This window comes from Streptococcus marmotae, from assembly GCF_001623565.1.
Taxonomy (GTDB): domain Bacteria; phylum Bacillota; class Bacilli; order Lactobacillales; family Streptococcaceae; genus Streptococcus; species Streptococcus marmotae.
In genome coordinates this window covers 2,235,901-2,248,075 of the sequence record NZ_CP015196.1, presented here as the reverse complement: position 1 = coordinate 2,248,075, position 12,175 = coordinate 2,235,901, and the positions used below count along the sequence as shown (strand labels likewise).

Genomic DNA, 12,175 nt, shown 5'->3' with positions numbered 1-12,175 from the left:
TCCCAGCTTCTTTTTTCTTGTGATAAAATCTCCAAGTCAATCCTGTTATGATGGTGCTATCTTATCAAAAAGGAGAAAGCAACAACATATGTTAAATAAAATAAAAGTCAGGCTTTTGCTTGGTATCGGAGGAATAGCTGTAACTAGTTTTCTAGTGATGATGGGCTATACCATTGGTTCTCACTCTGCCACAAAGCAGACAGAACATCAAATCAAAACAGAAGCTCACAAACTGCTTGCTAGTGAAAAAGAAAAGGAGCACGCAACTGTCTTATCTGATGAACTTGTTAAGGAATTTCTCACTCAATACTACACTAAGGAAAAGATGGGTGAAAACAACAATCGTATCAAGCCCTATATGACAGATTCAGCCTATAAAGAAGAAATAGCACATCAAGAAGAATCCATCAATCAAGTGTATAAGGACTATTTGCTGGACTATCGTTTTGATGAGGCAAAGATTTTTGTGAATTCAAAGACTAATGAAGCACTTGTGGAGGTATCTTATCAAGTTACTTACGTGTCAGATATGAGTGAACACCAACAAAAAATGACACAGACAGAAACGAAAACAATGAAAGTCTCCTATGCCAAAATCAGGGATCAATTGTTGGTCAATCAGCTGATAACTTGGAATGGGAAGTTCGATGACTTGAAGTCAAATACTGAAGTAAGTAATTCTGCCATTCCTGACATCAAGAGTACAACAACCAGTGATAACAACTAGCAGGAGGATAACCTTCTGCTTTTTTGATAAGGAGAGCATAGATGACAACATTAACAAATCTCAAACAAATCGCTATTTTAGATGTCGCAGCTAACTTAGGTTATCCATTTAAAAGAGTATCAGGTCAGGTGTATGAGCATCCAGACCATGATTCCTTTCGGATTTTTGCGGATACAAATACCTTTAAGTGGTTTTCAAGGGATATTCAGGGAGATGTCATTGACTTTGTTCAATTGGTTTCAAGTGTATCGTTCAAAGAAGCCGTGACTTTTCTCAAATCAGTCCATTTTGAACAGGTACAGGTAGTAGAAAATGTCTCTCAACCATTTTGTTATTATTTATCTGAGGAGCCCCTTTAAACAAGCACGAATTAGGAATCCTCCTCCACCTAAACGAGAGACTGTTTTAGAGTTGTGATAACAAAATCAAGAATCCTATCATAAGCTAGAAAGTGTGAACAAGGAGGATAGCACGATGAGTGTCATTGAACGCCTAGCTGATAAAGTGGCTAGGCAAGAGGAGAAGGTTTCTAAGGAAACAGAGAAATTAGAAACCTACCGGGAACAATTACAGACAGCTATGTATAGCACGTTTGTGAAGCGGCAACAATCAAGCCATTTAACATTTGACGAGGCTTTGAATCAAGCCTTTGGGAGGGAAGTTAGTCTTCCAACACATCCAGAAAACAATAGGAAAGTGGAAACTAAATGACAAAACCATGGAACTTTGACCAGCCACTAGATGAGAAGACGCCGACATCATCAACAGAAGAACGTGCGAAGATTGCCGCATTATTTAAACAAACGGAGGCTGATCCGACAGAAGAAGTAGACTATGTTTCTGCATTTGAAATGGAACAACAAAAATCAAAAGTAAAAGTGGAATCTGAAGTAAAAAAAGAATCAAGTCCAGTCACACCTCAATCGTCAAGCATCACTAACGATTATAAGCAATATTTGGCACAGGTAATTGCACAAAACAAGGAAGATATTGTCCAAAGTCTTTTCCAGAAAGCATGCTAGGTTTCTGATGACGGATATGGACATGAAGAAGGTGATTCGAGGCAATCAACTAGACAAACGTCGACCTTATACAGAGGAATATTTCCGTGAGGAATTTGCAAGCGAGCTATTGAGCAACGATTGGATTTTCTTTTATCGAAAGTTCAGGATTTATCTCATCTTTTGGAAATGGTAGAGCAGTTGAATCTGGTCATTTCCCTGAAGAAAAAGCATGTGACTTTTAGCCTGACTGAAAATGGTCAAACCATTTCCCTAGAAAATAAGAAAATTAGCACTAAAAATTTATATGATGTTGCGTTCTTTGAAGATTACTTTGAAAAGCGAGAAGACACTCCAGAACTTGAGTCAGCAAATCTTGTCACGGACTTTGAGAATTATTGTAGAGAAGCTGAGAAAGATAAGCTCCACTATGAAGAATTGTGGGAAGCCTATGAAGAGTTCAAAGAGAATCGAGATCGAATTCAGGAGTTTGAGGTGGTACTTGCAGAGGACCAGATTGATCAGTTAGTCAAGGAGGGCATATTTATCAGAATCAATTATGGAATTAAAAAAGACGGCTTGGTCTTTATCCCAAACTGCCATTTGGATATAAAAGAGACAGACAGCGGCAAATCATATCATGTGTTTATCTGTGAGACTGCTCAGTTTTTTATTTATCATAAAGAAAATTCTGGCTTTAACCGATATATGCGAGGGAGTGACCTGATCCGACAGCTAACCAATGATAGTCAGACAATACCTAAACAAAGACGGGCAAGGTTTGAAACTCTTAAACATAAAATTGACGAAATTAATCTTCTTATCGAATTGAATATAGATAATAAATCTTTTCAAGAAGTTAAGGATGGTATTATCAAGGATATTGCCCAGCTTGACCTAGTTATCACAGATCTACAGGACCATATTGCTTACCTAAATAGAATGGCAGAGGTGCTTATCAATCTCAATAATAGCGATCCAGAAAATCGTCGCTTAGCCAACCACGACTATGTCAAGATGAATTTGACGGCAGGTGTAACTTTAAGAGCAGTTGAAAGCGAACTTAGAACAAGGAAGAAAGAGTTGAATAATCGTATAGATAACTACGAATACCAGGTCAAGAAGTTGGAAAGGATGAAAACTAGAGAATTTCTCGAAAATCCTTCGAATTTTTTAAAATAAGATTATCAAAGTAGGCGTTTTGCTGTTTTCACAACTTTTTCAACGAATGATTTTCTTCATGCGTTTGTCGTGGTTTTTGCTGAATAAGTCTTTCTGTGAAGTGACTTTAGTGGTATAATAAGTGAAATTATGATTATTTAATTCCAAGTATTTCCTCAAAAGCCGTGATGTAAAAAGGGTGTATACGTTCTTGAATTCTCAGTTGATGTAGGGGATCTTTTTAAGATATATGGAGTAACAATGCAATATATAGAGTTGAATTTACCAGACCATAAATATAAAGATTATGTACAAAAACTCCTTTCTTTAGATATGTCTGATAAAAATGTTAACCTTTTGTATGATTTAAAATTTATGCCCCCTTTTGTTGGCTTATTAGTATCATCGTTTTTAAATGAGTATGGATTTAAGGTGACACATGAAGTTGGTAATGTCGGAAAAGATTCAGTTCACTATGCTAAAAATAATATTTTTTCACTTTGCAGAAAGTAGTAAAAATTCTGATGAAAGAAATATAAACTCTACTGGAACATATACTCCGATAATGAAGTCTATATTGAGTGACTATTTTAGAGGATCGGAAAATATATCTGAGAACATTTCGAGAAAAATTGCAAAAGTTCTTTCATGTTCAAATGAGAATGTTGAGGAGATTTTTTTCTATATTATTTCTGAAATGATTAGAAACATTCCGGAGCATTCTCACTGTTTTAATGCGTGGCACTGTTCTCAGAGTTGGGATCATAAGGAGTACATAGAAAGTGAATTTGCTCTAATTGATTATGGTATAGGATTTAAAGAAAGTTTAAATTTTAAAGAGCTTTATAGCGTTTCGAATGATAGAGAAGCGATGAATTTAGCTTTAAAACCTGGTGTAACTAGTGGTATTACAGAAAAATCTCATTTGAGAGAAAATGAAGAAGTGGACTACTTAAACTCAGGGTATGGATTATATATTGTTACTGAGTTATGAAGAAAATTTAAAGGATAATATGTTATAATATCTAAAAGAGCAATTGCAACAAATACAGGTATTAAAGATTTACAAGACAGTAAAATTTTTCCCGGGACCGCAATAAAAATAAAGATTCAGATTCCAAAAAAATTAACTAAAGAGGAGTTTAGACAAATCCTAGATGAAGTTGTAAAATCTGGAGAAGTTAAGTCACAAACAATTAATGGAGCAATCCAAATAGCTTCAAGTAAATCTAGGGGAAATTAAAATAAGGTTACTTAGTTGTCATATTGCATAGGTGGCGAATTACTATTGAATAGCTTTTAATTACATCTTTTTGAATTCGAGATGAAAAAGAAAGGAGCAATAATATAAATAGAGAATATTTAGGATTTATAATATGTTTGGGATGGGACCCTACAAATAGAAAAAGAGGTATTAGATGGTTTTATAGAAACATTATAAGATTTCAAAAATTGATATTATAATTATTAATTCAAAACTTATATTACGAAAGGAAAAGTAGGATGATATCAAGTAAACAAATCATTGAAAAATTAAATAGTAATTTAAATTTAAATTTATCGCTTGCAAGTCTTGAATTGTATCATAGCAATTTCATTGCCTATATTATTAAGAATAATCCCGATATTCCTTTAGTATTCTTAAAAGATATAATTGATGTCGATAAAGTTAAAATTAAAAGTGTTGAGCGAGAGCGTAAAAATATTGATTTAACTCTCTATCTTACTGACGGTACAGAAGTTATTATTGAAAATAAAATGAAAGATTATCCTAAGCGAGATCAGCTTGAAAAGTATTCTAGGGATAATCAGGATGCTAAGTTCAAAGTTTTATTAGTCCCGTTTAAAATTAATGAATCAGTATTACCTGAAGATTGGAATATTATTCATTATAGTAATATTGTTGAATACTTACAAATCATTGAGAGGAACGAGTTTGATACTTTTATTAATGACTATAAAAATTTATGTCAGAGTTTAGAAGAACTATTTGCTTCTATCAATACGGATGTTTCAACATCGAAGTATGGAGATGTGTACCCATTAATGGATGAAGTAAAACATCTTCGATTAGACGCAGCTGTTGAGAGAATTTTTAAGAACGCTATGTTGGATAAAATTAATCCTGAATTTAAACCTTATTCAGGTCGGGGTACAGGATCACACTATTTTGGGGGTATAGTCCATCTGGATGATAATTTTAGTATTGATGTCCAACTTGAAAAAAATGACTATCGTCATAAACTAAATATCCCTCGGGAAATGGTTAGGGATAATGCCTTTACGATGGTTAAAGAACTAAAGGAATCGGGGCACGTTTTTAATTTTAGTACTTGCTTAAAGAGTAAGAAGGGAAAAGAGTGGAATCAATACGGTTTAGGTAAATTAGAGAAATCATTTGACTTTTACACATCACCATTGAAATTAAAAAGTGATGCTAAAAGCCTCGACATATATACATATGCAAAAATTCCAAATGATATCGCAAATATTGAGATTGTTGAATTGATTAATAGTGATTTACGGCGTTTTGAAAATGAAAAAGATAAAATTCTAAAGATTATTAACAAGTATCAGAGTGAGTAACAGATAGGCATGTATTACTAGTGTAATTTGATATTGGAATCCACAAGTTTCTGTTGAGGGCATTGTCTAGATAGTTATTTCTGAACAATCAATGCTGGTGTTGTTAAAGGCAACACTCAAATCCTATTAGGGTTGAGTGTGATTTGTTACTAGTAGGAAACGTAAGTATCAGTGATATCTTTGCAGTCTGCAGTTCAGGCCTATAGTATCATTTCAAAACTACTCTCAACCCCTTTCGTCTTATAGTATAGAAAGTATCACTCAGCACACGTGGAATGCGTAGTGTTGCTACAACGAAGCAAAGGGTAAAAATTCCAAATTCCAAATTTCAAGTCCAAGTTAGTCAGCGAGTAAAAATTCTCTAGGAGAGAAGTGACTATTGATACCCGAGCCTAGAGACCCGAAAGCGAGGCTTGTCTGGTTTGTAAAATATTGATAAATCAACATTCTATTAGAGGAGGTTAGCGAACATTTTTTCGCTAACCCTATTTCCAACCTTTCACAATTCTCAATTGCAAGGGGCGAGCTACGCTCGTTCTATTTCCAGCCTTCCACAATTCTCAATTGTGGAAGCTAGTCAACCTTGCGGGAGTGAGAGTAAACGAATCCATTGGAATCGTTTAGCCCAGACCTAGAAATAAAGAAGTGAGGAAAATCGATTTCTTCGAAATCCCGATTGAGTCCCATTTCCCGTTTTTGTCCGTGTTTGAATAACCGTATCCATTTCAACATCACCAACATTCTCACGCTGATTAATGCTTTCAGGCCGTTCCTCAATCGATTTTCCAGCCGGCTTAAAGTTGGGACTCGCTTGCTTTTTCTTCGTTTTCTCTTTTCGAGGATAGAGCATGTCATCCTTGGTCAATCCTAAGTGTCCATTAGTAAATGGTGGAGACGGAGACAGGTATCCCTTTTGCTTTTACCATCATCTCAGGAGAGTATTTCTGTTTGATGTAGTGAAGAATCTTTTCTTTGAGTTCCTTGGTTAGGGAAGCCTGCTTCACAGAATGTTTACGATTGTTTTGATAGGCTTCTTGAGCGAAGTCAGCTGAGTAGATTATTTCAAATTTTCCTTTACGCACTTGTTGTCTAACCTGACCACGTTTGACTTCGTTGTGAATAGTTTGAGGAGCTTTTTCTAATCTTCTAGCGATTTCACGATTTGAGAACCCTTCTTGAAGCCAACGCTCAATCATTCTACGCTCAGCTAGTGTCAAATGTCTTCTTTTTGGTGTATAATAGTTTTGCATCTCAGAGTCTTTCTAATTGTTGTTGTGGTGATTACAATTATATCTTTCTGAGATGTTTTTTAATGCCCTTGACTGGCTAACTTCATTTTAGAACTTTCGGTTCGTTCAAATTTCTAATAATTTATTTAATGCACTTACACAGATACCTCATTTGATATCAATTAGTTATACAATATCTCCTATAGTTTCTAAAATAGATATGTTAAAAAAGAATATTGAAAATATTCAAGAATTGGGAGATCAGAAAAGTTTAATTACAGATGAAGTGAATTTAGGAATAGTCACTCTCCCTAAAAAGATTTATATATTTGATAATTTAACGTTGGAGTTGAGTGGAGATTTATCATTTGGCATGGAGGATAGAGTGTTAATTTTTGGTGATTCTGGAACAGGGAAGACACAATTATTAAAAATTTTATCAGGTTTAAATATTTCTAAGCATGGCGAAGTGGTTTTAGATTCAGACGGAACTATTATTGAGGCATGCAGATTACGAAAACAATTTCTTTATATTCCTCAAAATCCATATATTTTTTCTGGTAATTTGAAAGATAATTTAACTTTTGGGAAAAATATTAGTGATGATATAATTATTGATATGTTGATTAGAATGAACATGCAATACTTATGGGATGAACAAAACCTTAATATATTCAATATATCTGGGGGAGAAAAGCAAAGAGTAGCACTTGCTCGAGGGGTGCTATTGTCCTCTAAATTTTTGTTATTGGATGAGGTTAATTCAATGATTGACGAACAAACAACTAGGGATATAAGGGGATATCTATCACAACGAAACGTAGGTTTTATAGAGGTAGCACATAAAGCTTCCAAAGAGGACAAAATATTGTATAATAAATTTATAAAAGTTGAAAGGATTGTATAATATGATTACGTCATTAAAAGATTGCCAAAAGAAGATTTTAGAAAATAAAAAAATGAAAGGCTTTAATACTACAGACATTAAATTTGAGTTACTATGTTTATATGGAGAGGTTAATGAATTATTTCAGGCATATTTGAAGGATGATGTTTCAAATATTGCAGAGGAATTAGCAGATGTAGCTATTTTTTTACTTGGTATTTCTGAAATTCTCAATGTAGATCTTGAAACTGCAATCATTGAAAAAATTGTAGTCAATGAAAAAAGAATCTATAATGAAAATGGTTCAAAACTATCCGCTCCGGCCAAGAAAGTGTAAAGTAGGTTATTTTCAACTATAGTGGATAGTTAGAAAATGCTTTACGTATGAAGTAACCGCATGTAACTATTTTTAGCTACATGCGGTTTTAAAATATTTTCATAAGAATCACAATTAAACAATGATAATATCTCGTCTTCGAAGACATTATAATATAGAAAATGATTAGAAAAGCAGTGTTCAAAATGAAAACACATTATCTGAAAGTTAAATATTTACATTTGTTAGGAGTGGTAGATGAAAAGTAATAAGAAGTTTGGGAGAGAAGCATTTTAGGAACTCGCTGAAAAAGTATGCTTATAGACTAAATAAAATGAAAAATAAGGTATCTTGACAAATCATTAAAAAACTCATATTTTTCAATATTGATACCAAAAGAATCATTTTTTTAGTTTGTAGAGCAAACCGAAAGTTCTAAAATGAAGTTAGCCAGTCAAGGGTATGAAAAAACATCTCAGAGTCGTTCTAATTGTTCTTATCGTGATTACAATTATATCTCTCTGAGATGTTTTTTAATACCCTTAAGTTGCTAGAACTTTCGGACCATGTGTTATAAGATAAATTATTGATTAATTGTCTTATTTAACTTGACAAAAAATAGGTTATCAAGTAAACTGATAACTAAGTTATCAATTGGTAAGAAACGAGGTAATACGGTGACCGATTTGAAAGGTTATGAATTGACACATAAAAGAATATTGGATAGTGGAAAAGAAAACTTTTTAAAGGATGGCTATGAACGAGCAAATTTAAGAAAAATTTGTAAGAATGCCGGAGTTACTACGGGAGCATTTTATCGTCATTTTGAAGACAAAGAACATTTATTTCTAACCTTGGTTGAACCACTTGCCAATGCTATTTTAGGGTTTTATTCAAAAAATGAAGCAGAATTCTTTCAAAGTTTGGAAAAAGAAGAACTAGAAGGTTTAATTAACCTCAAAAAGAAAGCGTCAGTAGAAATTGCCTTGTATCTTTTTAAAAATAGAGATATATTTGAGCTGTTAATGTATAAAGCTTATGGTACAAAGTATGCTAATTTTACTGATCGATTGGTTGAGCTCGAGGATAAGAATCAAAAGAAACTATTTCAAATTTTAACGACAAAAAAACAAGTTGTTGAAATTCCGGAAATTACTGTTCATTTGTTGAATCATACGTATATTAGTTCTTTAAGTGAAATAATAATGCATTCTGAAACAGCGGAGGAAGTGAAAGTAAATTCAAAAGTCATTTCAGAGTTCTTTAATTTTGGATGGAAAAATTTAATAGGTTTTTAGTCTATAAGGGTAACTAATTTTTAGCCCTTGTTTTTTAAAAATATTTGATAACTAAGTTATCTTAATAAACAGTTTTAGGGGGGTGCTAAGAATATCAGAGAAAATGGTGTAATAAGAATAAAAAGCAAAGGTACTATCAGAGGTTTCAAACCAATCCATAGTTACCGATAAAATAAAAACAACACAAGGAGATGTATAAAAATGAATCAAGATATGAAAGAACAATTACTGAGCAAAAGACCGATAGCGCTACTCTTTCAGTTATCTGTTCCTGCGGTGATTGGAATGATCGTTATAGGATTGTATCCGTTAATGGATGGAATATTTGCTGGAAAAATTATGGGACAAGTAGCTATGACGGCTTGTGGAGTTGCAGCACCACTAACATTTTTTAACAGTGGTATTTCAACCCTACTTGGAGTTGGTTCTGCTTCTGTTTTATCAAGAGCGATTGGAAAAGGTGATAAGAAGACTGTAGATAAAATTATGGGTAACCTGATTTTTTGGGTAATTGTGTTCTCGACAATTATTACAGTTGGTGGAATCATTCTTGCACCCCATTTCTTGGATATGGTTGGAGCGACAGGTGAGATTAAGGCCTATGGTATTAGATACCTTAGAGTTATTTTTATCGGATCATTATTTGTGAACTTCACCCAGTCTGCCAACATGGTTATGCGTGGGGAAGGTTTGATGAAAAAAGCTATGATGATTATGGGGCTTGGTGCTTTACTCAATATTATACTCGACCCAATACTGATGATACTTATGGGAGAATATGCAATTGAAGGGGTGGCTCTTGCAACTATCACTGCACAGCTTGTTCAAGCTATTGTAACATTGCACTATTTCTTAAAAAAGAGCAAGGTCGTTAAAATTCGTCAGATTAAGTCTGATACAGAAATAAAAAAAGAAATGTTTGGAGTTGGTTCATCGGCTATGATGATGCAGTTATTGTTTATGATTCAACAAATCATGCTTTACAAAATGGCATTTAAGTATGGAGGGGATAATAATGGAATTTTAATGGCAGCCTCACTCCGTGTATATGGCTTTTCCTTTATTCCGCTTTGGGGAATGAGTCAAGGTCTGCAACCAGTTGTAGGAACAAATTTTGGAGCAAAGCAATTTAATAGAATAAGACAAGCTGTGAGAGTATTTTCCGTTGGTGGCCTTGTTCTTGCAGGAATATTTTGGATTCCATCATTGCTATTTCCAAGCCAGATACTTTCTCTGTTTGGAGTAGAGGCAAGTATCATTGCGCAAGGAGTAGGAAATTTTAGGTTGTTTTATTCTGTCTTTATCTTGTATGGAGTCATGGTTATGACAATTACTTTCTTCCAATCAATTGGAGACGGGAAGAAAGCAGGCGTTATTGTCATGCTTAGACAATTATTCCTATTTGTTCCTGCCATGATTCTTTTACCAATGGTGTTTGGCATAAAAGCAGTATGGTTTACTCAGCCACTTATCGATTTCATCATGATTTTAGTTGGATTATTTATGATGCTAGGTGAGTTAAAAAAGCTGGGCAGTGAAAAATGACAATAGTACAGAAGAGAAAATGGATTGATAAAGGGGCAGCGTTTGATAGATATCATTGAACGGTTGCCGTCTTAATTTGATTATCCATTCCAATTAAACAGTCTAGGCAAGTTATTCGCGATAGCTTGCCTAGATTATTTTAGGGAGACATAAAACTAACTATATCCGTAGTCAAAAATAATATTATATCCCTATCCTTCTTATCTTGAGTAGACCGTAGTTGTCTCCAACTCGTGCTCAATGAAAATCAAAGTTAGCATTTTTACTACTTTCTTAGAAGGTTCAGACCTAAACTATCTATTTTTTATTACTGTCCATTCCATTTGCTGAAAGAATATTCTGTTTGATCCACTTATTTGCATATATTTTATATCATAGCAAACAGTTATAGATAAAATGCTATTTTTGAAATTTAATGAGTATCATCAGCAAATCGTTGCCCAGAACCTGCAGAAAGCTTAATGTCAGTTAGTATTTCAACAGCGAATAATGGAGCGACTTTGGAGCCTTCTTCTTGTTGTATTTGCCTTGCCCCTTGGCGTTTTACTTTTTCTATTTCGGTAAGTCTAATAGTCTATACCTATCACATGTGATAATAAAAATATATTTGTCAGTTACTCCAATTTCATCTATAATGAAGGAAACAAAAAGGAGGTCAGACTATGACAACTTTACAAGACGCTTATAAGATTTTTAAAGAGGCTAAATTGGTCAATCTAACCCATCAGATTAATGAGGATAGTCCTCATTTTCCTGCCTTGCCAGCATTAGAGAAGAAGGATCTTTTTACTTTGAAGGATGGTTTCCATGTGCAACAATTTAGCGTTGTTGGTCAGTATGGCACCCATATTGATGCGCCTATTCACTTTGTTGAAGGTGGTAAATGGTTAGACGAGCTTGCTTTAGAAGATTTACTCTTGCCTCTTTTTGTGATTGATAAATCAGAGGCAGTTGCTGCAAATCCTAACTATGAACTTAGCAAGCAGGATGTTCTTGATTTTGAAGCTGTGCATGGTCAAATCCCAGCAGGCAGTTTTGTTGCTTTTAGAAGTGATTGGCATAAACGCTGGCCGGACCAAGATGCGATGAGAAATCTCGATGATAGGGGAGCTCAGCAAACTCCGGGTTGGAGCCGTGAAGCATTAGAGTTCTTGATTCACGAACGTCATGTTAAAGCTCTTGGTCATGAAACTCTGGATACCGACAGTGGTCAAGCTGCCTATGCTAATGGTGGTAGTCTCCACCAAGAGTATTATTTGCTTGAGCAAGGGATTTATCAGGTTGAAGTCTTGGCTAACCTAGATCAGGTCCCAGCAACAGGTAGTATTATTTCGATCGCTTATCCTAACTGGGATAAGGCAACTGGCTCACCAGTTCGTGCGATAGCCTACGTTTCTGAATAGGATGAAAGAGAGGAATGATGGAT

At 34.4% G+C, this 12,175-nt stretch carries 10 protein-coding genes and 4 pseudogenes; 13 read left to right on the top strand and 1 reads right to left on the bottom strand.

The genetic code is table 11. The features are described 5' to 3' along the window. Positions 1-88 precede the first annotated feature (88 nt). The 8 genes and pseudogenes from A4H00_RS11010 to A4H00_RS10980 all read left to right on the top strand — a co-directional run bounded on the left by A4H00_RS11010 (position 89) and on the right by A4H00_RS10980 (position 5,475). Positions 89-727 carry a peptidylprolyl isomerase gene (locus A4H00_RS11010; protein WP_067091123.1) on the top strand — a complete coding sequence of 213 codons (639 nt, stop codon included), beginning with the start codon at positions 89-91 and terminating at the stop codon, positions 725-727. Between the two features lie 41 nt (positions 728-768). After that, positions 769-1,080 (top strand): annotated as a pseudogene (locus A4H00_RS11005) (CHC2 zinc finger domain-containing protein); the annotation flags it as partial. Between the two features lie 121 nt (positions 1,081-1,201). Beyond that, on the top strand, positions 1,202-1,438 hold the full coding sequence (locus A4H00_RS11000) for a DUF5965 family protein (RefSeq protein ID WP_067091114.1): 237 nt from the start codon (positions 1,202-1,204) through the stop codon (positions 1,436-1,438). Continuing rightward, positions 1,435-1,728 (top strand): annotated as a pseudogene (locus tag A4H00_RS10995) (DUF5945 family protein); the annotation flags it as partial. The gene A4H00_RS11000 and the pseudogene A4H00_RS10995, both read left to right, overlap by 4 nt. A 1-nt stretch (position 1,729) precedes the next feature. Then, positions 1,730-2,910, top strand: a pseudogene (locus A4H00_RS10990) (helical hairpin domain-containing protein); the annotation flags it as partial. Between the two features lie 240 nt (positions 2,911-3,150). Beyond that, positions 3,151-3,402: a hypothetical protein gene (locus tag A4H00_RS11935; protein ID WP_157771009.1), complete on the top strand. Its 252-nt coding sequence runs from the start codon at positions 3,151-3,153 to the stop codon at positions 3,400-3,402. Continuing rightward, complete coding sequence (locus A4H00_RS10985) at positions 3,341-3,883, top strand: hypothetical protein (RefSeq protein WP_067091103.1); 543 nt, start codon at positions 3,341-3,343, stop codon at positions 3,881-3,883. The genes A4H00_RS11935 and A4H00_RS10985 overlap by 62 nt, the downstream gene beginning before the upstream one ends. A 509-nt stretch (positions 3,884-4,392) precedes the next feature. Then, a complete protein-coding gene (locus A4H00_RS10980) occupies positions 4,393-5,475 on the top strand; it encodes a hypothetical protein (protein WP_067091101.1) in 1,083 nt (360 codons plus the stop codon). Between the two features lie 694 nt (positions 5,476-6,169). Here the strand turns inward: A4H00_RS10980 and A4H00_RS10970 are convergent. After that, a pseudogene (locus A4H00_RS10970) lies at positions 6,170-6,725 on the bottom strand (IS30 family transposase); the annotation flags it as partial. A gap of 199 nt (positions 6,726-6,924) precedes the next feature. Here A4H00_RS10970 and A4H00_RS10965 point away from each other — a divergent pair. The 5 genes from A4H00_RS10965 to A4H00_RS10945 all read left to right on the top strand — a co-directional run bounded on the left by A4H00_RS10965 (position 6,925) and on the right by A4H00_RS10945 (position 12,152). Next, positions 6,925-7,611: an ATP-binding cassette domain-containing protein gene (locus A4H00_RS10965; protein WP_067091091.1), complete on the top strand. Its 687-nt coding sequence runs from the start codon at positions 6,925-6,927 to the stop codon at positions 7,609-7,611. Position 7,612: 1 nt separating this feature from the next. Then, positions 7,613-7,927 carry a MazG-like family protein gene (locus A4H00_RS10960; RefSeq protein ID WP_067091088.1) on the top strand — a complete coding sequence of 105 codons (315 nt, stop codon included), beginning with the start codon at positions 7,613-7,615 and terminating at the stop codon, positions 7,925-7,927. A gap of 656 nt (positions 7,928-8,583) precedes the next feature. Further along, positions 8,584-9,204, top strand: coding sequence for a TetR/AcrR family transcriptional regulator (locus A4H00_RS10955; protein ID WP_082815646.1), 621 nt, complete (start codon positions 8,584-8,586; stop codon positions 9,202-9,204). A gap of 201 nt (positions 9,205-9,405) precedes the next feature. Continuing rightward, the gene (locus tag A4H00_RS10950) at positions 9,406-10,749 is read left to right on the top strand and encodes an MATE family efflux transporter (RefSeq protein ID WP_067091084.1); all 1,344 of its coding nucleotides are present in this window, start codon (positions 9,406-9,408) and stop codon (positions 10,747-10,749) included. 662 nt (positions 10,750-11,411) lie between these two features. After that, positions 11,412-12,152 (top strand): cyclase family protein, encoded by a 741-nt coding sequence (locus tag A4H00_RS10945; RefSeq protein WP_067091080.1) that lies wholly within the window; start codon positions 11,412-11,414, stop codon positions 12,150-12,152. Positions 12,153-12,175: the final 23 nt, after the last annotated feature.